24 protein-coding genes, 4 tRNA genes, 1 other RNA gene and 1 pseudogene are annotated in these 24715 nt (G+C 39.8%); 4 read left to right on the forward strand and 26 right to left on the reverse strand.

What is annotated here, in order from left to right:
• Positions 1 to 125 precede the first annotated feature (125 nt).
• Positions 126 to 1643 carry a class I adenylate-forming enzyme family protein gene (locus JOC37_RS10695; protein ID WP_338017382.1) on the reverse strand — a complete coding sequence of 506 codons (1518 nt, stop codon included), beginning with the start codon at positions 1641 to 1643 and terminating at the stop codon, positions 126 to 128.
• A gap of 158 nt (positions 1644 to 1801) precedes the next feature.
• Between JOC37_RS10695 and JOC37_RS10700 the strand changes: the two genes are divergently transcribed.
• On the forward strand, positions 1802 to 2461 hold the full coding sequence (locus tag JOC37_RS10700) for an undecaprenyl diphosphate synthase family protein (protein ID WP_204618795.1): 660 nt from the start codon (positions 1802 to 1804) through the stop codon (positions 2459 to 2461).
• 52 nt (positions 2462 to 2513) lie between these two features.
• Here the strand turns inward: JOC37_RS10700 and JOC37_RS13505 are convergent, their stop codons facing one another.
• From JOC37_RS13505 to JOC37_RS10730, 7 genes are all read right to left on the reverse strand, one after another.
• Positions 2514 to 2648 (reverse strand): hypothetical protein, encoded by a 135-nt coding sequence (locus tag JOC37_RS13505; RefSeq protein WP_274380957.1) that lies wholly within the window; start codon positions 2646 to 2648, stop codon positions 2514 to 2516.
• A 47-nt stretch (positions 2649 to 2695) separates the two neighbouring features.
• Positions 2696 to 2842 carry a hypothetical protein gene (locus tag JOC37_RS10705; protein ID WP_204618796.1) on the reverse strand — a complete coding sequence of 49 codons (147 nt, stop codon included), beginning with the start codon at positions 2840 to 2842 and terminating at the stop codon, positions 2696 to 2698.
• Between the two features lie 226 nt (positions 2843 to 3068).
• Positions 3069 to 3430: RNase P RNA component class A (gene rnpB, locus JOC37_RS10710), an RNA gene on the reverse strand.
• A 139-nt stretch (positions 3431 to 3569) separates the two neighbouring features.
• Positions 3570 to 3974 (reverse strand): carbonic anhydrase, encoded by a 405-nt coding sequence (locus JOC37_RS10715; RefSeq protein WP_338017381.1) that lies wholly within the window; start codon positions 3972 to 3974, stop codon positions 3570 to 3572.
• 106 nt (positions 3975 to 4080) lie between these two features.
• Positions 4081 to 4830: a zinc ribbon domain-containing protein gene (locus tag JOC37_RS10720; RefSeq protein WP_420797296.1), complete on the reverse strand. Its 750-nt coding sequence runs from the start codon at positions 4828 to 4830 to the stop codon at positions 4081 to 4083.
• Positions 4831 to 4845: 15 nt separating this feature from the next.
• Complete coding sequence (locus JOC37_RS10725) at positions 4846 to 5964, reverse strand: Nif3-like dinuclear metal center hexameric protein (RefSeq protein WP_204618802.1); 1119 nt, start codon at positions 5962 to 5964, stop codon at positions 4846 to 4848.
• Positions 5955 to 6656 carry a tRNA (adenine(22)-N(1))-methyltransferase gene (locus JOC37_RS10730; RefSeq protein ID WP_204618804.1) on the reverse strand — a complete coding sequence of 234 codons (702 nt, stop codon included), beginning with the start codon at positions 6654 to 6656 and terminating at the stop codon, positions 5955 to 5957. The genes JOC37_RS10725 and JOC37_RS10730 overlap by 10 nt, the downstream gene beginning before the upstream one ends.
• 192 nt (positions 6657 to 6848) lie before the next feature.
• On the opposite strand from JOC37_RS10730, the gene JOC37_RS10735 reads away from it, so the two are divergent.
• Positions 6849 to 7250: a hypothetical protein gene (locus tag JOC37_RS10735; protein WP_238480882.1), complete on the forward strand. Its 402-nt coding sequence runs from the start codon at positions 6849 to 6851 to the stop codon at positions 7248 to 7250.
• Between the two features lie 346 nt (positions 7251 to 7596).
• Here the strand turns inward: JOC37_RS10735 and JOC37_RS10740 are convergent.
• The 12 genes from JOC37_RS10740 to JOC37_RS10795 form a co-directional block, all read right to left on the reverse strand.
• Positions 7597 to 7672: transfer RNA gene (locus JOC37_RS10740), tRNA-Val, on the reverse strand.
• Between the two features lie 7 nt (positions 7673 to 7679).
• Positions 7680 to 7755: transfer RNA gene (locus JOC37_RS10745), tRNA-Glu, on the reverse strand.
• Positions 7756 to 7758: 3 nt separating this feature from the next.
• Positions 7759 to 7834: transfer RNA gene (locus tag JOC37_RS10750), tRNA-Ile, on the reverse strand.
• A 7-nt stretch (positions 7835 to 7841) separates the two neighbouring features.
• Positions 7842 to 7916, reverse strand: a tRNA-Asn gene (locus tag JOC37_RS10755).
• A gap of 87 nt (positions 7917 to 8003) precedes the next feature.
• Positions 8004 to 9086 carry an RNA polymerase sigma factor RpoD gene (rpoD, locus tag JOC37_RS10760; RefSeq protein WP_204618808.1) on the reverse strand — a complete coding sequence of 361 codons (1083 nt, stop codon included), beginning with the start codon at positions 9084 to 9086 and terminating at the stop codon, positions 8004 to 8006.
• 14 nt (positions 9087 to 9100) lie between these two features.
• Positions 9101 to 10918, reverse strand: a complete 1818-nt coding sequence (gene dnaG / locus JOC37_RS10765; RefSeq protein ID WP_204618810.1) for a DNA primase — start codon at positions 10916 to 10918, stop codon at positions 9101 to 9103.
• A 238-nt stretch (positions 10919 to 11156) separates the two neighbouring features.
• On the reverse strand, positions 11157 to 12155 hold the full coding sequence (locus tag JOC37_RS10770) for a deoxyguanosinetriphosphate triphosphohydrolase (RefSeq protein ID WP_204618812.1): 999 nt from the start codon (positions 12153 to 12155) through the stop codon (positions 11157 to 11159).
• Between the two features lie 25 nt (positions 12156 to 12180).
• Entirely contained in the window at positions 12181 to 12792 is a 612-nt protein-coding gene (locus JOC37_RS10775) for a flavodoxin family protein (protein WP_204618814.1), read from the reverse strand.
• A gap of 68 nt (positions 12793 to 12860) precedes the next feature.
• Complete coding sequence (gene thpR / locus JOC37_RS10780; RefSeq protein ID WP_238480885.1) at positions 12861 to 13430, reverse strand: RNA 2',3'-cyclic phosphodiesterase; 570 nt, start codon at positions 13428 to 13430, stop codon at positions 12861 to 12863.
• Between the two features lie 226 nt (positions 13431 to 13656).
• Positions 13657 to 13893 carry a hypothetical protein gene (locus JOC37_RS10785; RefSeq protein ID WP_204618817.1) on the reverse strand — a complete coding sequence of 79 codons (237 nt, stop codon included), beginning with the start codon at positions 13891 to 13893 and terminating at the stop codon, positions 13657 to 13659.
• A 300-nt stretch (positions 13894 to 14193) separates the two neighbouring features.
• Entirely contained in the window at positions 14194 to 14610 is a 417-nt protein-coding gene (locus tag JOC37_RS10790; protein ID WP_204618819.1) for an SHOCT-like domain-containing protein, read from the reverse strand.
• Between the two features lie 232 nt (positions 14611 to 14842).
• On the reverse strand, positions 14843 to 15007 hold the full coding sequence (locus tag JOC37_RS10795; protein ID WP_204618821.1) for a hypothetical protein: 165 nt from the start codon (positions 15005 to 15007) through the stop codon (positions 14843 to 14845).
• A 254-nt stretch (positions 15008 to 15261) separates the two neighbouring features.
• Here JOC37_RS10795 and JOC37_RS13325 point away from each other — a divergent pair, with 254 nt between their 5' ends.
• Entirely contained in the window at positions 15262 to 15429 is a 168-nt protein-coding gene (locus tag JOC37_RS13325; protein ID WP_238480883.1) for a Fic family protein, read from the forward strand.
• Positions 15430 to 16030: 601 nt separating this feature from the next.
• Here JOC37_RS13325 and JOC37_RS10810 read toward each other — a convergent pair.
• Positions 16031 to 16942, reverse strand: a pseudogene (locus JOC37_RS10810) (IS3 family transposase); the annotation flags it as partial.
• A 39-nt stretch (positions 16943 to 16981) separates the two neighbouring features.
• Here JOC37_RS10810 and JOC37_RS13730 point away from each other — a divergent pair.
• A complete protein-coding gene (locus tag JOC37_RS13730; RefSeq protein ID WP_204618856.1) occupies positions 16982 to 17053 on the forward strand; it encodes an IS3 family transposase in 72 nt (23 codons plus the stop codon).
• A gap of 241 nt (positions 17054 to 17294) precedes the next feature.
• On the opposite strand, the gene JOC37_RS10820 is transcribed toward JOC37_RS13730, so the two are convergent.
• From JOC37_RS10820 to JOC37_RS10840, 5 genes are all read right to left on the reverse strand, one after another.
• Positions 17295 to 18596 carry a hypothetical protein gene (locus tag JOC37_RS10820; RefSeq protein ID WP_204618825.1) on the reverse strand — a complete coding sequence of 434 codons (1302 nt, stop codon included), beginning with the start codon at positions 18594 to 18596 and terminating at the stop codon, positions 17295 to 17297.
• Between the two features lie 283 nt (positions 18597 to 18879).
• Entirely contained in the window at positions 18880 to 19146 is a 267-nt protein-coding gene (locus JOC37_RS10825; protein ID WP_338017383.1) for an integrase core domain-containing protein, read from the reverse strand.
• 1388 nt (positions 19147 to 20534) lie between these two features.
• Positions 20535 to 21983, reverse strand: a complete 1449-nt coding sequence (locus tag JOC37_RS10830) for a hypothetical protein (protein WP_204618829.1) — start codon at positions 21981 to 21983, stop codon at positions 20535 to 20537.
• Between the two features lie 214 nt (positions 21984 to 22197).
• Positions 22198 to 23898 carry a RuvA C-terminal domain-containing protein gene (locus tag JOC37_RS10835; RefSeq protein ID WP_204618831.1) on the reverse strand — a complete coding sequence of 567 codons (1701 nt, stop codon included), beginning with the start codon at positions 23896 to 23898 and terminating at the stop codon, positions 22198 to 22200.
• 369 nt (positions 23899 to 24267) lie between these two features.
• On the reverse strand, positions 24268 to 24609 hold the full coding sequence (locus JOC37_RS10840) for an MORN repeat-containing protein (protein WP_204618833.1): 342 nt from the start codon (positions 24607 to 24609) through the stop codon (positions 24268 to 24270).
• Between the last annotated feature and the right edge of the window lie 106 nt (positions 24610 to 24715).

Raw genomic sequence — 24715 nt, forward strand, 5'->3', positions numbered from 1 at the left:
AGTGACGCCCTTGCTTACAGGTTGTCTTCCCGCTGGTTAGGCGACAGGGTTTCTTTCAACCCATCGGCTCGGCAGACATGCCAGGCAAACAATAACGCCACCGGCAGATAACCGGTGGCGTTATTTTAGATATTTTTAACAAGCTCTCTCTTCAATACCTTACCGGCACTGTTTTTGGGCAGTTCTTTTACAAATTGAAAATATTTAGGGATCTTAAAGTTAGCTATTTTACCGATACAGAATCCTTTTAGCTTTCCAGGATCTATATTCTGCCCGGATTTCGTAACAATAAAGGCTTTAATTTCTTCACCGTGCAAACTGTCGGGCACCCCTACCACAGCAGTTTCAAGGACATCATGATGTGAATTTAAAACTTTTTCTATTTCCCGGGGGTAAATATTTACCCCACCTTTTATAATCAAATCCTTTTTACGATCTACAACAAAAATATACCCATCTTCATCCAGGTATCCCAAATCCCCTGTACGCAGCCAGCCATTATGCAGAGCTTTCTTAGTTTCTTCAACTTTGTTGTAATACCCTTTCATAACATTTGGCCCTTTAACGGCTATTTCTCCCACCCGGCCCCGGGGCAGTTCAGCACCGCTGTCATCAATTATAGTCACTTTTACTCCTTCTATCGGCAGACCCACCGATCCACTTTTCTTTAACCCGTAAGGCGGGGTCAGCGAAACCACCGGCGATGCCTCAGAAAGGCCATAACCTTCTATTATTTCTAACTCAAACAATTCTTTAAATTTCTTAAAAACATGTTCCGGCAGCGGGGCCGCACCGGTGAGTACCAACCGCAGAGAACTCAAATCAAAATCCCTGCACTGGGGATAATGACAAATTAATGCATAAAAAATAGGCGGGCCAAAAAACATCGTTATTTTTTCTTTTTCAATGGTTTCTAAAACCGATTTGGCACCCTGCCAGCGGTTATGAATAATCAGCGTCGCCCCACTATAAATAGCATTATTCATGCACCCGGTCTGAGCTGCTGAATGATAGGCGGGAGCAACCAGCAGCACCCGGTCGTCTTTTTCCATTTTCAGCATCTTGGCAATAGTGCTGACGTTGCTAAACAGATTTTTGTGCGTCAACATAACCCCCTTGGGCTCACCGGTGGTGCCGGAGGTATAAAGCAGTTCTACCACTTCTTCGCCGCTATACCGGTATTTATTAACAGCAGGTTCATTTTGGGTTATCAGTTTGTTAAATGGAATTGCTTCTGTGGTTTCGGCAGCACTTTCTGTCAATATGAATTTAGTTTTTGGTCCCAAGCTATTTTTTAAAGATTGAAATTTAGGCCAAAAGATGCTTGAGGTTATTATTGCCGATGGGCTGCAATCCTTTAGTATTACACTCAATTCTGCAGCGGTATACCCCGGATTTACCGGTACAACCGTGGCATTTATGCGCAGTACCGCGTAATAGGATATTACAAATTCCGGACAGTTGAACATACATATTAAAACTCTATCCCCTTGTTTTACACCTAAACTTAAAAGGCCTTCAGCAAATTTATTAACTCTTAAATTCAGCTCTTGATAGCTAATCTGCTCATCCCGGTAAACTATCGCCTGCTGATTTGGATGCAGCCGACTAATTTTTTCTAGTTGTCCTGGTAGATTAATAATTTACACCCCCACTCAGTATATAAAATGTCCGCATCATGTTATATATTATATATTAAGTTTCATATTCCCTTTTTCAGCAGGTTATCTGCTCATATGTATAGATTTTACTGCAGCTGCAAATATTAGCTTTATGACCATCTACAATAAGGGGGGTTGACATGGCAGTAAGAAAATTTAAACGGCTGCCAAAGCATGTTGGTATAATACCCGACGGCAACAGGAGATGGGCCGTAAAACAAGGCCTGCCCAAGGAATCGGGGTACAGTTACGGTATTGAGCCCGGTTTCACTCTATATGAAATTTGTTTGGAGCTGGGTATCCCGGAAATTACTTTTTACGGTTTTACCCAGGATAATACAAAGAGACCCCCGGCACAAAAGGAAGCCTTTCAAAAGGCCTGTGTTGACGCAGTGAAAACACTTGCCCGGCGGGATGCATCCCTGCTGGTTATCGGCAATACAGCTTCGCCGCAATTTCCCAAGGAATTACTGCCTTTTACAACCAGACAAACCTTTGGCCGCGGCCTGATAAAAGTAAATTTTTTGGTTAATTACGGCTGGAAGTGGGATTTAAATCACGCCATCACCGGTAATCAATCTAAGAAAAATTTTCATGATTCTATTGCCTCGGTGGATATTTCACGGATAGACCTTATTGTGCGCTGGGGAAACCGCAGGAGATTAAGCGGTTTTTTGCCTGTACAATCTATTTATGCTGATTTTTATGTAGTAGATGCATTATGGCCGGATTTTAAACCGGAGCATTTCTACCAGGCTTTAAGCTGGTATGAACGTCAAGACATTACTTTGGGAGGTTAAACGCAGCAAGAACTTCACCGGCAGCAGCCGGTGAAGTTCTTGCTGCAAGCAATTATTTCTCAGCACTGTAGTAGCCGCCATAACCACAGCCGCACTGCGGGTTGCCTAACAATAACAGGATTAAAATCAAAAATATTATAAAAGCAGGGTCGTAACCGCACCCACCATAACCACCGTAGTAACCCATTTAACCTGCCTCCTTTAAATTTGTTTTATTAAGCTCTAACCAAATACTTACTTTTCAGCACCATAATAGCCGCCGCATCCAGGTGTACCCAGCAGCAGCAGAACCAAAATCAAGAATATTACAAAAGTATTGCTGCAACCACCATAACCACCATAACCGCCATAACCGCCGCCATAGCCACCGTAGTAGCCCATTATATCTACCTCCCTATTTTATAGTTTTTATAGTTGTTTCATCATATGGGAAACTGCGGTAAGAAGTTCCACCGGAGCATCCCATATTTCAACTCTTTCTGTGACATTATATGGTAACTCAAACTGTGTTGTTACAAAATCAGATAAAAAAATATGTTTCCTAACAACGCACTACAAGCACAAAAAAACCACCGCACTTTTAAATGCAGTGGTTTTTTAAAATTATGTCATGAGCAAATCGTAAGCCGAGTTCTGTCTAGGATGATCATCTATCTGGGACGTTAGTTGCCTAACGCCTCAATGCGACCTTACCCGGGAACGAGACGGGCCACCTCATTGTTCCCCTATTAGGTCTTGCTCCGGGTGGGGTTTACCTAGCCGGTTAGTCACCTAACCGCTGGTGCGCTCTTACCGCACCGTTCCATCCTTGCCGGTTTGGCCAAGCCAAACTTAGGCGGTCTGCATTTCTGTGGCACTATCCTTGGAGTCGCCTCCACTGGACGTTATCCAGCACCCTGCCCTATGGAGCTCGGACTTTCCTCAGGTACCTCCTTTCGGAATGGCACCCGCGATCATCTGATTTACTCATGACTATTTTCTATTTTCCCTTGGATGTTTATTGTAACACTATCATCCCTTGATGACAATAGTAAATTAATGGAATTAACACTTCATAAGTATCAACTAGCGCGGTTATCACATTTCTCATTTAAAACTGCCGGGTCTATCATTTTTTACCTGCCAAGCACAAAAAATCCCCTTTAAGAGTAACAAAAAATTTTTCTACTTTAACATCAGGGTAATGAGTAAGAATAATTTTTTCAGCTTGAGCCGTTTTTTTATAGTGATAATTAATTTGTTCATCAGTATTCATGGAAATATTACCTAAAGCAGCACAATCTTCATGATGTAAAATGATAATTCTTTCTATACCATGTTTATTTATGGCCAAATCAATTTGATTCAAAATAAATGTCCTCTGCTCGTTATCATCCAGTAAGTTTAAGGATGATCCAGCAGCAGAAATTACATCATATTGTTCAGAAAGCCCTCGCTGTTTCAGCCATAAATGGGTTACAGACTGAAACCGGTAGTCCATACACATTATAACCAGGTTTTTACATTCCCCCATTCACTCACCCCGGCCATTATTTTTCTTGTACCTCCTGGCAATGTTCACTAAGGAAAACCCAACTCCGCTAAACAATTTGCGGGTTGGGTTTGAATTGATGAAATTTCTACTCCATAAATATCAATCTACCGCAGTTATCACATTTCACCTGCTCACCGGCTGCTGCCAGTTTTTTTTGAGTCACTGTGGTTAATGTCATATGACACCCACCGCATATACCGTTCTCAGCCCTAGCCACCGGATTTTTAAAACGACGCCTCATGTTATTATACAGTTTCATAATTTCAGGGTCTACTTCCGTATATAATTTTTGTTTGTTTTTTTGTAATTCTTTTAATTCCCTTTTAGTTTTATCCTGCTGAAGATAGTATTGCTCTCGAAGCTGCTGAAAATCTCCTATCTTCTTTTTCAACAGCCGGGATAATCCGGTCAATTTGTTCTTAACTGTTTCCTGCTGCTCCATTAAAAACAATTCTTTATTTTCAAAATCATTTACTCTCTTCTTTAAACTATGCAGCCTGCGCTGCACAGCCTCGATTTCTCTTTGATTATAAGCAAAACAGTTATACAATTTATTATCCAGCTTACTAATCTGCACTTTCTCTTCCATAACCTCGTTATTTATCTTATCTATTTCCTTTTTTATCAGCTTATACTTTTCCTTCAATCTTTTAAACTCCTGCTGTTTTATTTCTATTTCTACCTTTTTAGACAACAAGTCATTAAGTATATTATTTGCCTTTAATATTTTATTCTTCTTCTGCTCCTCCAATTCCAGCATTTGAATATGCCAAAGCCTTTTTATGTTATTCATAAAACCACCTCCACCCGTTATAATAAAGAAAGGATGAGGCACACTATTGACCTCATCCTAAAGATATGTAAAAGGATCCTTTTGTTTTTTGGAAATTATAAAATCTACAGCAATATTTTTTTCTGCACAGCAGGCCGTAAGATAGTTATATATCTTTTCAATCACCGGTACTTCACTGCCATAATGCCCGGCATCCACAAAGGACAGGTTAGCAGCCACCATATCCTGGGCTGTGTGATACTTAATATCTCCAGACACATAAACATCCGCACCTTTGGCCAGTGCCTGGGGCCATAATTCCGCTGCAGAACCGCCGCATACCGCCACTGTTTTTACCCTTTTATCCCAGGGGCCACCTGCTTTGACTGCTTTTAAATTTAATACTTCTTTTAACTGCTGCACAAACTCAGTGAAAGACACTTCCCGGGGTAAAACTCCTATTCTTCCCAAGCCGTATGCCGGTCCTTGATTATTTAAAGGATAGACATCATAGGCCACTTCCTCGTAAGGGTGTGCTGAAACCATCGCCTTTATGACGCTGGATAACTTTTCTACCGGTACAATGGTTTCTAAACGCACCTCTTCCACCCGTTCAACCCGTCCCTGCTTACCTATAAAGGGGTTAGTACCTTCCCGGGGAAGAAACGTCCCCACACCTGGGGTTTGGAATGTGCAGTCGCTGTAATTTCCTATCCAGCCGGCCCCGGATTTACTTAAAGCTTCCCTCACCGCATCCTGGTAGCCGTCAGGAACAAATACCACCAGCTTGACGTACTTTTGATTACCGGTGACATACAGCACCTCAACATCTTTAAGCCCCAGCTTTTCAGCCAGCACACTGTTAACCCCGCCATCGGCACTGTCTAAATTGGTGTGCGCAGCATAAACAGTGATATTGTTTTTTATCAACCTGGAAATCAATCTGCCCTGCACAGTATCGGTATTTATGTTTTTTATTCCCTTCATTAACACGGGATGATGGGATATGATTAACTGAATATCGTTTTCTTCTGCCTCGCGCACAACATCTTCATTAACATCTAAAGTTAAAAGCACCTTTTTTACTTCATTTGACGGGCTGCCAATTTGCAGGCCTACATTATCCCAATCCTCAGCCAAATGTTTTGGTGCCAATTCCTCCAAAAAATTAAAAATAACTTTGTTTTTTACCGGCATTTTTCTGCCACCTCCTCCAGGCGCCTTAAATATTCTTTAACCGTCTCCAGTTTACACCTTGCTTCCGGTTTAGTGCTTTGTGATAACCCCTGTAGTACCTGCCGGTATTTGCCGGTTAATTTATTCAGCAAATCGGGTAACAAAGGATGCTTCTTTTCAATTAACCGCGGCCCCACCTCTAAAATTACCGGATCATAAATTCTTTCATTTCCTTTTTCAGAAACAATAACGGTGTAAAGGCGCTCATCTTCCAGCACTAGAGTTTCGTCGGTCAACTGCCAACCATTATCCAATAACCAGCGCCTTAAATCCGCCTCATCTCCCATGGGTTGCAGTACAAGGCGCTCCAAAGAGGCCAGTACCTTGGGCGAAGCCTCCAGTATTTGCCGGACGGTGCCGCCGCCCATACCGGCAATTACTGCCAATTGCACTTCCCCGGGCCGTAATACCTGTAAACCGTTCCCCAGCCGCAGTTCTATTTTTGATGCCAACCCGCTGCTGATTACATTCTTCTCGGCTACTCTTAAAGGCTTCTCGTTAATATCACAGGCTATTACCCTGGACACTTTACCTGACTGTACCAGGTAAATAGGCAGGTAGGCGTGGTCGGTACCAATATCAGCCACTACTTTTCCCGGCTCTACAAAGCTGGCCAGCGTTAACAACCTTTTATTAATTCCTTGTTTGCTCATATGCTTAATATTCTCCAGTCATCTTTTACATACCTCTTTTTTTACTTAATATCTATATTTTTTACGGTAAATGCCAGCTTTATGTTTTAATACCATAAAATTCTTTATCTGCAGGAAAATATTGTAACATATATTCCTCCAATTTCATAATTTGTAACAAGTCTCATACTAGGGAGGAGGAGTTAAAAGGTTATGACTATAAAAAGATATAGCCCCGGCAAACAATGTCATGGCCCCGGCTATGGGCCGGGTTTCGGTCCCGGCTATGGGCCGGGTTTTGGTCCCGGTTACGGGCCGGGTTTTGGCCCCGGCTATGGACCGGGTTTCGGCCCCGGATACGGGCCGGGTTTCGGTCCCGGATACGGGCCGGGTTTCGGCCCCGGTTACGGGCCGGGTTTCGGCCCCGGCTATGGGCCGGGTTTCGGCCCCGGTTACGGGCCGGGTTTCGGCCCCGGCTATGGACCGGGTTTCGGTCCCGGCTATGGACCGGGTTTCGGTCCCGGTTACGGGCCAGGTTTCGGCCCCGGATACGGGCCAGGTTTCGGCCCCGGCCCTTATGATCAAGCTAAAAGCAAAAAAATGCCTAAAAGATAACAGCTGTACATCATATATTTATATATTTATAGAGGGTGTCCCAAAAGTAGTATTTGGGGCACCCTTTTTTTAAAAAATAAAAAAAGAAAACCGACCTTCTGATATAATGAAATCACCACAATCACACCAACCAGAAAGGACAGTTTTCTTATGTACAAAGAGTATAACATAAACCAATCACCTCTGTCGGTTAATCCATCTCGCTGTTGAAAAGCTGACTCAAAAAAGATCATTTTTACGAATGACCTTTTGAGTCAGCCTCTTTTATTTTTGTAGTTTTAAACAACCTTAATAAAATTTCTGAATAAAGCAAAAGCCTGGTACTTATGTGAGTACCAGGCTTTCTTGGTGGGCGGTGAGAGGCTCGAACTCCCGACCCCCTGCTTGTAAGGCAGGTGCTCTCCCAGCTGAGCTAACCGCCCGTGTTAATGGTGACCCCTACGGGATTCGAACCCGTGTTACCGCCGTGAAAGGGCGGTGTCTTAGACCACTTGACCAAGGGGCCACATGGTGGGCCCACTAGGATTCGAACCTAGAACCAACCGGTTATGAGCCGGGTGCTCTAACCGTTGAGCTATGGGCCCTTATTACTGGCTCCTCGAGTAGGATTCGAACCTACAACCTACCGGTTAACAGCCGGTTGCTCTACCGTTGAGCTATCGAGGAGCGCCTTACCGACGAGTATTATTATACCTACTTTACCCTATCAGGTCAACACTTTTTTGCTGGAATTTGATGTTTATAAATACTTCTCTAGTCTAAATAATCCTTCAACTTTTTACTGCGGCTGGGGTGTCTTAACTTGCGCAGTGTTTTAGCTTCAATTTGGCGGATACGCTCGCGGGTAACGCCAAATTGTTGTCCCACTTCTTCCAGCGTACGAGCACGACCATCATCTAAACCAAAGCGCAGCCGCAAAACCTTTTGTTCCCTGTCGGTCAATGTATTCAGCACACCGTTTAACTGTTCCCTCAAAAGCGTGTAAGAGGCTTCCTCAGCAGGTGCTTTGGCTTCCTGGTCTTCAATGAAATCACCCAAGTGTGAATCCTCTTCTTCACCGATGGGAGTTTCCAAGGAAACCGGTTCCTGAGCAATTTTCATAATTTCCCGCACTTTTTCCTCCGAAATATCCATTTCCTTGGCTATTTCTTCCGGCGAGGGATCACGGCCCAGTTCCTGCAGCAATTGGCGGGAAACCCTTATCAGCTTGTTAATGGTTTCAACCATGTGCACCGGTATACGAATGGTTCGAGCCTGGTCGGCAATGGCCCTGGTAATGGCCTGCCTAATCCACCAAGTAGCATAGGTGCTAAATTTGTATCCCTTTCGATAATCAAATTTTTCCACTGCTTTTATCAGGCCCAAATTACCTTCTTGAATTAAATCCAAGAACAGCATTCCACGCCCCACATAGCGTTTGGCTATACTCACCACCAGGCGCAAATTTGCTTCGGCCAGTCTTCTTTTGGCTATCTCATCACCCTGCTCCATCCGCTTGGCCAGTTCAACCTCTTCCTCCGGGGTTAACAAAGGAATTCTACCAATTTCTTTCAAATACATGCGAACGGGATCATCTATGCCAACGCCCTCGGGGATGCTTAAATCAACCTCTTCTTCTTCAACATCCTTTTCTGTAGCCAAAGCCTCAATGTCGGAGACTTCGGGCACCACTTCAATACCGTTACTGGCCAGTTTTTCATATACATCATCAATTTGCTCTGGAGTCAATTCTATCCCCTGCAGGGCATCCATAATCTCCTTGTAGGTAAGGGCACCACGCTTTTTACCTTTATCCATCAATTCTTTAATATATTCCTGTCGCTGTCCTTCTTTCACATTTCTTCCCCCCTCTAGGGCAAATCTGTATTTATAGTGTGATGGAGCTGCTGTAGTTCCTGCAACAACTCAATAACACGTTTTTGGTCCCCAAGCTGTTCGGCTTCTTTTAACTGGTGCAGCAGTTCTTCCTGCCGTCTTTTTCCCGCCTGCTTCTTGATAATTTTTATGCAGTCCTCTAATGCACTTAATTTATTTCCAGCGGGTATTTTTTCACTCAGCAGCCGGCCCAACACCTGCTGCCCCTTGTCGTCCAACCGCTGCATCAACCTTGCCGGCTCATTAACCGGTAAATTACTTTGCATTAATAAACTAAATATTTTTTTCAGTTCTTTATTTTGAAAATGATCTATCGTTATTTGCTCTTTTACTATTGAAAAAAGATTAAAATCTGTTAATATTAAACCAAGAAGTAAATATTCAGCCTGCTGTCGAGCATCCGTTAGATGTGTATTTAAATTGGTATTATGTGTATTATTAACAAATTTACCCGTATTTACCCAAATTTTACCCTGTTTTACCACATTTTTTTCTTGTTTTGCAATATATCTTTTAAATTCGCTGGTTACCGTTTCCCAACTGACATTTAAAACAGATGCTACCCTTTTTATACTTTCTTCTTTATCGACAGGGTCTTTTATATGTGCCAAATTAGGCAGTACCTGCTGCAGTACCCTGATTTTTTCCGCCGCAGTGGTGGGAATCCTCTCTGCCACTGCCACATGCAGCTTATAGTCAATTAAATTGTACGCAGATTTTATTAATTTGTTCCACTCTTTCACACCATTGAGGCGGAAATACTCATCTGGGTCTTTGCCATCGGGAATTTGTAAAATTTTCACCCGGCATCCCATTTGCTGAATTAAGTCTAAACCGCGAATAGCAGCTTTAACGCCAGCGGCATCGGCATCATAAGCAATAACAATTTCATCGGTGTACCTCATTAAAAGCTTTACCTGTTCCCTGGTTAATGCCGTTCCCAACGAGGCAACTACATTTTTTATACCCAGCCGGTGAGCGGCAACAACATCCATGTAGCCTTCCATCACCACTGCATAGCCGCTATCCCGGATAGCAGCTCGAGACAGGTGCAGACCATACAGCAAATGCCGCTTATTAAACAACGATGTTTCAGGGGTGTTTAGATACTTTGGAGTGCTGCCGTCCAGAGTTCGGCCGCCAAAGCCCACTATTCGACCTGCTGCATCTTTTATCGGTAAAATCACCCTGTTTCTAAAGCGATCATAATAACTGGTGCCCTGCCTGTTTTTAATAATCAAGCCTAAACGTTCCAGTTCTTTTTCCTTACACCCCTTGGATGTTAAATACTTAATAAGATTATCCCATCCTGCAGGTGCATAACCAATTTGAAAAGTTTTAATTATTTCGCCCGTCACATCTCGATTTTGCAAATAATTCCTTGCTGCCAACCCCTCAGGACCCAAGAGATTTTGATGAAAAAACTCGGCTGCAGCGGCCATAATTTTGTAAGGACGCTGCTTTTTCTTTTGTTCTTGAATATTGTATGAACCCTGGATTTGAGGAATGTATACTCCCACTTTTTGCGCCAACCGGCGCACTGCTTCAGGATAACTTAATCCTTCTTTTAACATTAAAAATTTGAATACATTTCCCCCGGCATGGCAGCCGAAACAGTAAAATATCTGCTTGTCAGGGGCAACGGAAAACGATGGCGTATCCTCTTGATGGAAAGGGCAGAGACCAAAATAGTTCTTACCACTTCTTTTTAACAATACATATTCAGAAACTACTTGTACAATATCGCTTTTTTGCAACACCTCTTCCGCCACTTCATCAGGAATATACCCCACATTTACACCCCTCACAAAAGCACTACTTTTGAGAAGCAAAACCTACTGTCAAAAGATGATAATAAAAAATAACATGTTTCTTCAATTTCTAGTTTCATAATAATTCGCTATTACTTTGTATTTTCCTTCCCCTGGTTCGACAATTTTTCTTTTGCAAAAAAGTCTTTATATCATCAGCATATTAATATATAAAACAACAATAGTATTACCATATTTTTGAATATATTAAACACTTCACCTAATCAACCCAGGGACTGGGCAAAAACAACTGCTGGTATACACGAATTGCATAGCGATCGGTCATACCGGCAATATAGTCCACAACGGTACGCTCCAGCTGCCGGGCTTTTTTATCGGTCTTGTACTCTACCGGCAGCTGCTCCGGGTGCTCCATAAAGTATTTATATAAATATTTAACTACCAACTTTGCCTTTTCTTCTTCTTTTTTGGCTTCGGAACCGATGTACACGCGCTCAAACATAAAGTTTCGTAAATCATCCATGGCCCGCTTCACATCCGCACTCATTGTAATACGATCTTTTCCGGTGCTGTTTTTTATTACATCCATTACCATATTATTAATTCTTTGGCCGTGCTTATCACCTAACAATTCACGGCAGTGGGACGGAAGGTCCTCCAACCTCAGCACCCCGCCTCTAATGGCATCATCAATATCGTGGTTAATATAAGCAATGCGGTCCGCCAGTTTTACCACTTGACCTTCCAAAGTGGCCGGTACTGCATCACCGGTATGATTTAAAATGCCATCCCTTACCTCCCAGGTAAGGTTAAGTCCACCGTCGCCCTCAAGCACGTCTACCACCCGCAAACTATGTTCATTATGTTTAAACCCCTTACTGTATACCTCATCCAGCGCACTTTCACCGGCATGTCCAAAAGGAGTGTGCCCCAAATCATGCCCCAGGGCAATGGCTTCGGTCAAATCTTCATTCAAACGTAATGCGCGGGATATGGTGCGGGCAATTTGCGATACTTCTAAAGTATGAGTCAGTCTGGTACGATAATGATCTCCCTCCGGGATTATAAATACTTGTGTTTTATGTTTTAAACGGCGAAAACTTTTGGAGTGGATAATGCGGTCCCGGTCCCGCTGAAAAACAGTGCGCACCGGGCATTGAGGTATCGGCCGCAGCCTACCCCGGCTTTTGGTGCTAAGGGCTGCAAAGGGCGATAACCATGATTCTTCCATTTCTTCCGTAAAGCGCCTAATTTCCACACAATCCACTTCCCGTCGTTTTTAGTTATCCCCCACGGTTGCGCTTACGCATTTCTGCAGTCACTTCAGCCATTTCTAATACCCGCTTGGCCAGAATACGTGTACGTTTTATCGCCTCCAAATCTTCAGCAGACGGCCTTTGGGAACATGCAGCCTGGTGCCCGGCGTCATCGTGATAAAAACCATCCCCCACCACGGTCATACCATGGGTGAGCATTATCTCATGCAAAGCCCGGGCAGCACTTTCCTGCCCCCCATAACGAGAACCGCCGGTGGTTACCGCTCCGCCCACCACATCAACCAATGCCTTATCCTTTCTTAAAGCACGGGTTTTATCCCAAAAGGCCTTCATCTGGCCGGAAACGGTACCAAAATACACAGGGCTTCCTAAGATAATTCCATCTGCCCGGCGCAAATCGTTATACATTTGTTCCAGTAAAGTACCTTTATAACATGCCCCGCTGCAGGGCGTGGTACAACAAGTGCAAAAGGGATGCCTTGCTTGTGCCACCGCTTCGGATATTTGGAAAAACTTTGTTTCCACACCTTCCGATTTAATTTCGTTCAACGCTTCCCGGAGTAAAAATGCAGTGTTGCCCTCTGCATTGGGACTGCCGTTAATGGCAATAATTAACATATTCACACTCCTTTTCTAATAGTTAAAGTTCTTTTTAGTTAATTCAATCTATGATTCCATCTATAATATTATAACCGGCAGAACTTGAGCCGGTTTATCACTTTGTACACCGGCCCTTCTCTTTTTAATGTGCTCTGCATAAGTTCCATTGATTCTACTTCAACGGTACCAAGGTTAATATCTTCATTATTTAATGCAGATATGATCTCTATTAGTTCCCTGTATTTTCTTTTCGATTTTACCCTCCCCAGGGTAAGGTGGGGGGAAAAGTTTCGCTTTTCCGGCGGGAATCCCAATCCGGCTGCAGCTTCTTCCACCCTTTGATTTAATTCCCTCAGTTTATCCACATCACCTTGCACACCTATCCACAAAACCTTGGGTATTCCCATTTGATAAAAAGCGCCCAGGCCTGTAAAGCTCAGTTTAAAAGCTGCCGTATCTTTGGCTGTATCAGCCAGCACGCTGTCAATTTTTTGTATTTTATTGTCTTCTGTATCGCCTAAAAATTTAACGGTTAAATGATAATTTTCCGGTTTTACCCATTTTACATCGCACTGACATTGAGCTATCCGCCTCTGTATTTGCTGTAATTTCACTTTCATTTCTGCCGGCAGGTTAATGGCAACAAACAGCCTCATTTTTTTCAATTAATTTACCCCTTCCAAGCATACCAGCTAGATAGAGCTATTTTAACAGCTTAACTTTCGACGTAAATTTAGCTTTTCCTTCATCATTTATAAATAAAATGGACGTCAACTGACGCCCATTAAATGTGCCCTGAAAAGTCATCTTACTAAGCCCGGCGTACCCGTCGTCCATGACTCAAATGCCGGTTCACACTTTCCTGTGCTTACCCCTGCCTTTTTAATGTATAAAGGCCAGGTAGGCCACCAGCGCAGCAGCCGCCAGGTGCAGCAGGAAAATAACGGCTCCCACGGCCAGCAGCATAACAGCACTTCCTATGGCCCAGTGTATATCAAATAACTCTTTTATTAATCTAAACACTTTATCCAAATAACTCATAACCGTATCCAGTGACAGTGACTGAGGAAGTGAAATATCCGGTAAACAATACATTAATTCTGCTAACTGTAAATTCATCCGTCAACACTCCTTTGATGATAATTCAATATATATTTATATATTTGTGCTTGTTAGCACTTGTACTTTCATACTGTTAAAACACCTAATGGTATAAGAAAATGCTTTTGCCCCGCTCTCCCCCCTTCTTTCACCGTTTAAAAATATTTAAAACCCTGCTCAAAAGCTATTCAGTTATAGTGAGATGTTCAGATGGTCATACCATATATCTGCTAAACACCTGCTAACACGCCTTATATACCTGATATATATTTGATGATCACCACGTAATTCCTGCATAATTTATAAAAAAATCAAAAATTATTCTATGTATACCTCTACTTTTAACTTCCCTTCTTTAGAATCGTTAATATCAATATCCACTAATTTTTCCTGCACCAATCCCTGTTCAATCAATTGAGCCAATTCCTCAAAATTAATTTTAGCCAGGTCGATACCCTTTTTTTCTAATTCTGTTCTAATGTTTTCAGGTATTAAGTTTATACCCATCCACGCAAATTTAGAAGCGGCCTTAATTACATTCAGCGGAAGGTTAAGGTTTACTTTTTTGGTGTTATTACCGTCAACACGTACCCGTAAAATTTTCCCTGCCGGCGGGGTTGTTTTTTCTTGTTTAACCTCCAGCTTCTCCAGTGCTTTTAATAATTCCAAACCTTCAGCGGCACTGATTTTCCCTTCCTGAATCATTTCTAATATTTTCGCCTTTTCATTACTCATTCGCTGATTGCTCCTCTCAAAGTTTATTTTTTCCGCACATTGTTCTTTTAAATTTTACAATTAACTGTTTCTTTAGTTAAGTACTAATTTTTTCTAAATTGCAGTACCTACCCTGAAAAAATGTTATCTTACCGAGCCCGGCAGCTGCTCACTTAAAAACTTTCCCTGGTGGTACTTCATGCGAAATTATGGTAACAAAAAAGGGAACCAAAAACCGGTTCCCCTTTTCTTATTAGCCATTATTCACTTTAGCCTGAGCCGCAGCCAACATAATGGACCAATCACCACTTTTTACTATTATGGAACACTTTTGGTAACCATAAATTTTACTTATTACCATTGACAATATAGCCACTTTACCTGTCATATGTTTGATTTTGACTTCAACTAAATACACTCTACCCCACTATCTGTATAGTATCAAGTCCTTATAGTAATATAGGCACACTTGACTTATTTTTCACTATGAAAAATAGAAAAAAGCGGCTTAACTTACCGTCTAATTTATCGGGGGAAATCATTCTCTCATAATAAATGGGAATATTTTGCACTTGAAAATGCTGGAAATATAGTTTCAATAAAGGAAATACTCTTACTTTACAAGAAACTGCATTTTTCCTGCAGCACGGGTTAACATCAAAGGGGAAAACTTTGAAAAAGTATCTGGAAGCTCAAAATCATGCCGAAGCAGTGGAACTGACTGCTCGGGCACACCATAAATTTGTAGCAATACACCCTTTTGATAATGGCAATGGCAGGGCAGCAAGGCTTTCAATGAATTTTATATTAATGAAAAACGGTACTTCCTGTGGTGATTAAAAATGAGTTAAGGGAAGAATATTATAGAGCGTTAATGAAAGCGGATGAAGGTGATGAGGCAGACTTTATATTAATTTAATTGCTCGTGATCAACTCCTAGTACTATAAGCGAATTTAAAAAGATTGCTGAAATATATAAAGATAATCGTGCTGGTCAAAGAGATGCTACAATTACCTTAAATATAACACAATCTGCCAAGCAAGGTTCCGAATGGAATGGAGACGTTACTTTTAACAGTAGTATTAAAAACGGCATGATTGGCGAAATTTCAACCCAAGTTTCCGGTGGGGTAAAAGAATGGCGTGAAAGAAGAATTGGGAATAATTATGCGACTCATAGGAGCCAGCTATGTATATTGGTATAATTGGAAATATAATCGATGTGAGCACTTATTTCAGGATAGATTGAGCTTCCCCCGAAAAAATAGACACAACAAACGGCGTGTTTTCTCCTGTTTTTATAGAATCTCTTAACAATATTTATTAAATTTTAAGTAAACAAATCATTGGTCTGGACATTCACTCCGTGCGTAGTTTGAGATAACTACCAACGGGGCGGCTCCAGAAAACATGTACAGGTTATTTTCCCCGCCGGTTCAATATTGTAAAAAACCTCAATATATTCAAAGACAGCTTGGCGAGCTTCGGCCCTTGTTTTAAAGCGGTTACCATAAATCAGTTCCAATTTCAATGTTCCAAAGAATGATTCAATGCAGGCGTTGTCGTAACAGTTACCTTTACGGCTCATGCTGCTAATAATTTGGTAATCTCTTAATGCTTGCTGGTATTCATGGCTGGCATACTGGCTTCCACGATCAGAGTGATGAATCAGCCCTGCCGGTGGTCGATACCTCCGGATGTCTAAGAGCATCCAGTGTTAACTGCCGGGTCATAGTGCTGTTCATAGCCCAGCCTACAATTCTTTGTTGGAATAAATCCTCTATGGCTGCAAGGTAAAGCCAACCTTCATCTGTCGGTATATAGGTAATGTCGACCGCCCCAATTTGATTGGGGCGGTCAATATTAAAGTTTTGATTAATCAGATTCTCAGCAACTGGATAATTGTGTTTTGAATTTGTTGCAGCTTTGTATTTTCTCTTTGTCTTGCCGGTAATGCCATTATCACGCATCAGGCGGGCTGCGCGGTTTTGGCCACAAACAAAGCCTTTTTTATTTAAGACCCTGGTTATCCTTGGGCTGCCGTAAGTGCCCCGGGATATTTTGTACGCCTTGCGAATTTCTTTAACTAGTTCCCTATTCTGAATTTTGCGGCTGCTTTCCGGTCGCTTTATCCAGGCATAATAACCGCTTCTTGATATTTCCATCACTTGGCACATCTTCTTTACCCGAAATTCGAAGCAGTGCTGATAAATAAACTTGTAAGCTATTTCTGGTGTTTGGCGAAGATGGCCGTGGCCTTTTTTAGAATGGCGTTTTCCTCCTGTAAGTCAGCTATCTATTTCTTTAAACGCCTGATTTCTTCGTCTTCTTTCTTTAAATTACCGCTGCCGGGGCCGCAAATAAGTGTGTCTTTGAGCACGTGGCAGAAGCCATGTTTAAAATCTTTAAAACAGAGTTAGTAAAAAGATGTCATTTTGATACTTTAGAAGAGCTAGTTAATTAACGCTAGTGTCCAAAATTGAGGGGTTAGCCCGCTGCCATCTTCTATTGCAAACCATTATTCAGAAGCAAACCTATTTTAGGAAACCCACTCAGTGCTATTTTTTGTATTACTATTGTTACAACCAAATGGATTTTTATTACTAAATAAATTTAATTTGTCTAAATCCTAATTAAGGTACTCCAGTTCAGTGTATGCGGTTATTCGTACTTTAGTAAGCTCTCAATCATAGTATTATTAGCCATCATTCGAAACAACAATTGACTATACAACCCGAATTATCTTTAATTTGAAAAACACTCTCTTCTACACTATTCTTCCATATTTCTTGGTAGTTTGAATCTGAAAATTTATATACCTTATTTTCTTGTTGGTCTTCAATTAGCAATAAATCGTATTTACACAGTTTAATAGGTTGTGTGTCAGTGTCAGTATCTGCTTTTTTCCCTTTCTGAACTGCAACAAATATCCCATCTTCAACAATACTCCCAGTAGATTTTTGATTTATTTCCGATATTACTTTTTCAATAATACTACGTTTAAGACGTTTAAAGTTATCATATATATCTAAAATGCTAGAACCATTAGTATTTTCCTGAACGTTATATCTTCCATATGTTAGATCGATAATTGAATAATTACAACTGTATATTTTGCAAACCAAATCCTGCTCATCATTACTTAAACTTAACGGTTTTCTATTCACAAAAATATTTTGACCTTGATTTTTAATTTCAATGTTCCCACTGACAATATTGTTAAGAACAGTCATAAAAACAGCATCATCCAAAGCATACAATACATCAATTTCTAAAAATGTTAGAAGTTTTAATATAGAGTTAGATGGTATTTCATTCATTATTAAAACTTCTTTGTTGTTTTTTAAAAGACCCGAAACTATTGGTAACCCTTGGCACGGGGGTACAATACCATAGTTGTAGTAATCATAAAAAGAAAACTCGTTAAGTGGCGCATATTTTGACTTTTTAACATATTTCCTATCATTAGGGGATGGCAAAGTCATATCGAAAATAAATGTCTCTATATTATTTAACCCATTAAAAAAGTTTATAAAATAATTAGCGTGTTGATCCATAAGTTTTTTATCAACGATTACCTGCTTACCGTTTGGGTATTTAATTACCATATTTTTTTCGTGATCTAGCTTAGTCGAATTTGGCCAACTAGTAATATCACTCAGGTCTAGCTCTGACTTCCCATCTGATATGTACGTATAATTACCGTTGGAACCATGGTTAGAATTACTATTTATCATTTTATTTCGTTCAATCACAGCTATCCTTTTTCTTTGTTTTGCAGTATTATACCCACCCATTTGCGGTATTGAAAATTCACTAGCACATATTTTGAAATTTTTCACAGTAGAAATCCAGCAATCTTTTCGATTTGGATTTGAACCATTAGCAACATGCGAAGATACAGATTGAAGACATGTTTGTTTTGTTCCTTGTGTTGAAGCTTTTATCCCGCATCCTTTATTAATATTTTCCTCATCAACTTTATTAATTGCCCTATAAAGTAACATTTCGTTCACTCCTATAAACTTTCATTTTATCTAATTCAATTTGATAGAGATTTTTGCAAATTAAAAAGGAAAAGTACTTTTAAAATTTCCCAGCAAAGTACTAAAATTTTAGCAAATAAATTTGGTGGAGTTTTTTATGGTCATAGCATATGATTTTGGCTTATCGGTAAAAGAATATGCCGTCCGAGGTAAAGATAATGATTTTCCGGTAATTGATTGTTGTCCTCACTGTCAAGGCCTTGTGAATTTGGGTTAACCCCTCAATTTTGGACACTAGCGTTAATTAACTAGCTTTTTCATATAGTTTCACAACTTTCCTTGTCCTTTTCATCCCTTTGCGAATTCTAGCCAGCTTGTCCATTACGTTAAAGGTAAAGGCTTTGCCCACACCTTCGTTGTAAAATTTTATAAATTCTGTCACTGCCTTATATGCTTCAAAGTATGGCTGAAACTGGTGTTTTGTAAAACACTCATCTTCTAAAATACTGTGAAATGCTTCTATATGAGCATTCATATTCGGTATTTTGCAAGGTATTATCTCATGCTCAATTCCAAGCTACTGGCAGGCATTATAAAATGCGTGCGCAGTAAATTATGGGCCATTGTCTGAACGAATTACCGATTTGTTAATACTGTTGTATAACTTCCTTTTCCAAAATGCCTGTTAAGTGTGTTTACTGCATCTTTGGCCTCACAGCGCAACCCGATATAATATCCAACAATACTCCGGTCATAAACATCAATGGATGACAAAACAAAGAAAAATCTTTGTTCCCCAGTAATATACCCGTATTTTAAATCAACTTCCCACAGCCGGCTGGATGCAGTTACCAGACGGTTTTTAGCAGCTTTTTTGGGGTAAGAATGTTTCTTTTTGCGCTGCGGCCGAAGAATACCTAATTCTTTACATAACCTGTATATTATTTAACTTAATTTAGCCACGGTGTCTAAAACTGTTAGGGGCTTAGAAGCTAGATAATAGTGATTATACAATTGTGACCTTGTGCCCGAGGCTTCCAGTGGTAACTCCAAGCCCTCTGCGCGAAACAGCAGCAGCTTCTCATTGCTCCCCAGTTGTTTACACCTGACAGCAGCCTTTTGGCTGGGCTAGATTCACTGCAGCCCTTTGTAACTAACATATAGCTAATTACAGTAAGTTTGCAGGTATAGCTTACTAATTATACGAACGCCATTTATTTTGACGACACATAGAGAGTTTTACGCACAAAATGATTCGTTTGTGCAACCCTATACTCTATCTAGTTTTCAAGGTACGAATAGTAGTTGTTCAGGCACGGCAAGAACAACGGTACTAAATTTATATTGATATTAGAAGCATTATATATGATTTGTTTCAAATATTATGTCGAACCATGTATAAACCATATAATTTTCGCAAATTATTTTAGTATTAAAATTATTTGCAAATTATTTAGTTTGAGTAGTATTTCGGAAAGCCGGTAACGATTTTGGGTAGTATTGGTAGGCACTCCTAAATTATTGCACCTTGACAACTTCACATAGTAAAGCAATAACAAACCAGACCGGTAGTCAGGCAAGAGGCTCCGGCTTATATTGGGTATATTTCAATGTATTTTTCAGACAGTTAAGAGTGTATAGTATAAATAACTGGGGGTGCTGAAGAATGGCTGGGGCAAGGAGAACATATGCGAAAGAATTTAAAAAGGAAGCGGTAGAACTTTTAAAAAAACAAGTGGTAAATCCACTGCTGCTGTGGCCAAGGACTTAGGTATTAATGTAACAAATTTAAAACGCTGGCGGCAGCAGTTTCAAGAATTTGGTGATGCCAGCTTTTCTGGGCAATGTAATCGTAAGCCGGGAACACCTGAAGAGGAAGAAAACTTCATTCATCATTGGGTTACATGAGTCCGGAAAACTATGAAAAACAGAGAAAAGCGGCTTAACTTACTGTCTAATTTATCGGGGGAAGAAAATTCCAGATGGCCCTACCCAATCTTTATTAATATGGAAACAAGACCAACCAAGTCCTGTCATGATAGTTACGTAAGCCCCACCTGTATTTCCAAACTTATATCCCTGTTCAGCATGAAAATCTACCCAGTTTCCTATGGTACCATATACATAGTTAGGATGCATTGGATTGCCTGGTAAACCTCCTGGGCCTGCCGCTGCTGGTCTGTACCAGAATATAGGCTCTACAGTTACATAGTAGTTGTTTTGTAATATAATATCTGTTACTTTTAGCTTTTCACTTTGCATCTTTTTATTTAATGCTGGGTCTAAGAAGTAAAATAATGGTTTCTTCGTTTTTGTTTTCTCATCCTCATCATACCAATTCAATATTTCATCTGCATATCCATTATCTCCTGAATTTCCTGAACCAGCTAATGGGATTTCTTCTAATGTTATGTCTACGTTACTAGCTATATTGTATGTCGCATCACTATCGTATTCATCTTTTATGTTCATTACTACAAAAGTATAGTCGTTTCCTGAATAATTATATCCTGCTACTCTATCTATTACCGCACAATAGATATATACAGCTTCTGCGTATGTTTTTGATACTGACTTGCAATATCCCCATACTTTAAGTAACTCTTCACCTGCTATATAACCAGGTTCCTTAAGTTCTTTTTCAGATCTTATTTTTATTATACTCTTTACTTGATTACTTTTTGCATCTATTAATGGCTGTGCATGATGGAAGTAACCTTGTTCTACTATATAGCTAAATGCCTCTATCCTTTTAAAGCCTCTATATGAACTATCCATTAATATTTCAATAATACCCACCTGTGGCATGTCGTTAATTGGTCTTGGCTGGTCTTTTAAGACTGGTTTAGTTATACCGTCAGATACTCCACCAGCTGATTGTGTACCGGATGGGTAGGTGAAAGTTAGACTGTTTAAACCATTACCTTTTAAGAACCATTCTTTAAAATCTTCACCACCAGCTACTGATTTATTTCCCATATATGTGATTGGAAATTTTGGGTATTTTTTTATTTCATTTTCAGTGCCTTTGCTATCGTCTATTAATTTTTTAATTAGTATACATTTATGATCTTTTGGAGAGTTATCTAGTGTTTTTCCATTTGCCCTTGTGTTAGTATAAAAATCTTTTAATCCATCTGCACCGCCATAATTAAATACGGTGGGTTTGCTGAACACTAAGTCTACTGTATTTGATACCTGGTTGAAATTTTTGTCCACTATAGCAATCCTGAATCCGGACTGACTTCCTACCCATGTATATGCCCTGTTAGTGCTGCCTCCCCCTGTACCCGAACCTGCGTTACCATTATCTTGCACGACTTCTGCAAAAGCCTGTATAGGTAAGCTCATTGCAAACATTGATACTACTAATAAGCTGGATATTATTCTTTTAAACTTACATCGCATTACCACTACCTCCCTCTTTATTAATATTTATTTCTTCTTTTTATTGATTATTGATAAGTTTAATATCCGACTTTATAACTATAAAAAGGATAAAGGAAGTAACTTAGGGGTAGCATTAAGCTACCCCTATCCTCTAATATCATCTCTATTTTTGGAAAATAACTTCTAATTAATATTAAACATATAACCTAGAACTACCTCACTAATGAAGCTCTTAGTTTGATTCTGGGAAGTCTGTAGATAAATTAAAGTTCGGGTCTGATTCAGTTGTGAATTCACCTTCAAACATTCGTTCTTCAAGTGCATCTACTCTGCCATTTCTGTCCTTATCTACTGATGGTGGTAAATAACTACCTGCAGGCTGCTGTACTACAGGCTGTTGTGTTGGCTGTTGTACTGGCTGTTCCACCTCAGGCTTTGGCTGGCTCGGTTTTTGTGTGGTTACCGGGACTTGGGGTCTGTCTGGACATCTTGCTATTTCTTCTGCTGTTGTTCCTAAATCTCTATATAGACCTTCCTCTACTTGCTTTATGTCTTCCTCAGAATAACCCAGTGATTTTAAGTTTTCTCTATTATCTTTTATTAGTACTTTCGCTTCCCACAGCGTTATTCCACTCTTAAGTTTCTTATTCGGGTCTGCCGGTACTATTGAAGTTGAAATATTAGTAACTGTATTATTTACCGTTTCAATGTTGTCCTTATTTGAATACCCGACTAATTGAATTTCATATATGGTCGGTGGTTGGAGCTGGTACATTATCACATCCTTACCTTCAGCCAAAAATTGTGTATCCAGTATCCATTGTTTTCCTTCTTCACCTAATGTATTGGCATACGCTAATTTGTCTGCATATGATACATAAGGTCTGGCAATAAACCTGTTTCCGTATGCTCCCCAAGCATTAAAGTCATTAAATTCATATTCAGGGTATAGGTTTCCATTAGAGTCCATTAATGTAAGCGCTGTAGTCCCATCATCTTTTCTTACAGGAACTAATATGGCATTTTGGTTAATGATATTATGCTCACTGCCAAGTTTATATTCCTGCTGGGTATATCTGTATATTTCTTCTCCTTTGCTATTTTTTATAATTCTTTGATTGTTATCTCCGAATTCCACAGTAAACCCATAATCATCAGTCATTTCATCCTCTACTTCAGGTACTACTTTATCTAAAATTTCACCTTTTGTATTTATGGATCCAATTGGTCTATAGGTATACTTTGTCATGGTAGTGCCTTCTAACCAAGGTATTTCTTGTGAGCCTGTAATTATATATAGGTTTGCAATACCGTTATTAAATCTTCCGATACGGTCATATGGCAAAGCTTTTCTTATACGGTTTCCTTGCCTATCATAGATAGTTAAAGTTAGGTTATTCGGTGCATAATTACAATCTCCATTACCTCTCACATATACACAGTACATTCCATTAGGGTCATTTTCAAATCTTTGTAAATAACTTGTATCTCCTACACCACCTAAATATGTTTTATCATCAAAGTCAAATACAACATTGCCATTTGTATCTATTGCTGACAATGTATTTTTGTTCTCATCAAAAACAATTGCCAGACCACCAATAAACATGTCCGCAAAACTCCAATTTTCGTGTATAGGTATTTTTATATTGCCATCTTTATCTGCATATCCATATGCCTGTGATATGAAATTTTTTTGAACAGGCATTAATTGTACCTTATCGCTGTACAAATCTGTTATATAGTTATAATTTCCCAGCACCTTTATTTTATTGACAGACTGAATTAACCTAGTTCCACTAACAGCAGCTTCTACCTCATTTCCACCAAATATTTTGTTCGTTGTTGCAAATGCTGTTACTGGAATTAACATAGCAATAACAAAAAACATTATCATAACGGAAGATGCTATCCGTTTAATATCATTTTTCATGTTTATATCCATTCCTTTCTATGATCTTCTGGAATTTTATTGTATAATGATGAGTGAAAGCTTAATTGCTTTGGCTCTAGTCGAAGCATAAAAAAAACCCCTAATGGTTGATATTTGGTCATACCTAATTATGCCATTTATGGAGATTTTTTGTGGAAAAACTCTTAAAATCAAGGCTTGGATCACTTTTTCTGTTTTTAAACAGAAGTTATCCCTAACTAACGTGATTTTATAGGGACTTTTTTACTGATCTCAGATAATAGTTAACTTCAATCACGGGAAGGTGAATTGGCTACTCCAACAATAGGAGTGACCGCATGTTTATACATGTTTATACATGTTTATACATGTTTATTGCCAGTCAATCAGTTAATACCGTTTATCCCTGTAATCCCCTTCTTCAGTATTCCTGCAACGCGAAATATCTCTATTATTTATATATAGTAAAAAAGTCCCTTGACCTTCAATTTTATTATTTACAAAATTACCTACGTATTTTTTTCCATCTCCCCATGTTTTAGTTCCATAACCGTTTATATAACCATTTACCCAGTTTCCTTCTATAATAGATTCCAATCCCTTTTGTTGCTCAACAAATATTGCATTACCCTTTGAATAGAAACTTCCCTTACCATTTGGGATATTATCTATGGTATACCCTGTATATTTGCCAGTTACATTGTTACCGTATAATTTTATAGTATAACTCATATCTTGAACATAAGTAGCGTCCTCTACAATTTCTGTATCTTCAACAACTTGCTCTCTACCCTTTATAATGTGTACAATTAAGTTATTTAGGTCACCTTCTGCATAA

This window comes from Desulforadius tongensis (assembly GCF_016907915.1).
Taxonomy (GTDB): domain Bacteria; phylum Bacillota; class Desulfotomaculia; order Desulfotomaculales; family Desulfohalotomaculaceae; genus Desulforadius; species Desulforadius tongensis.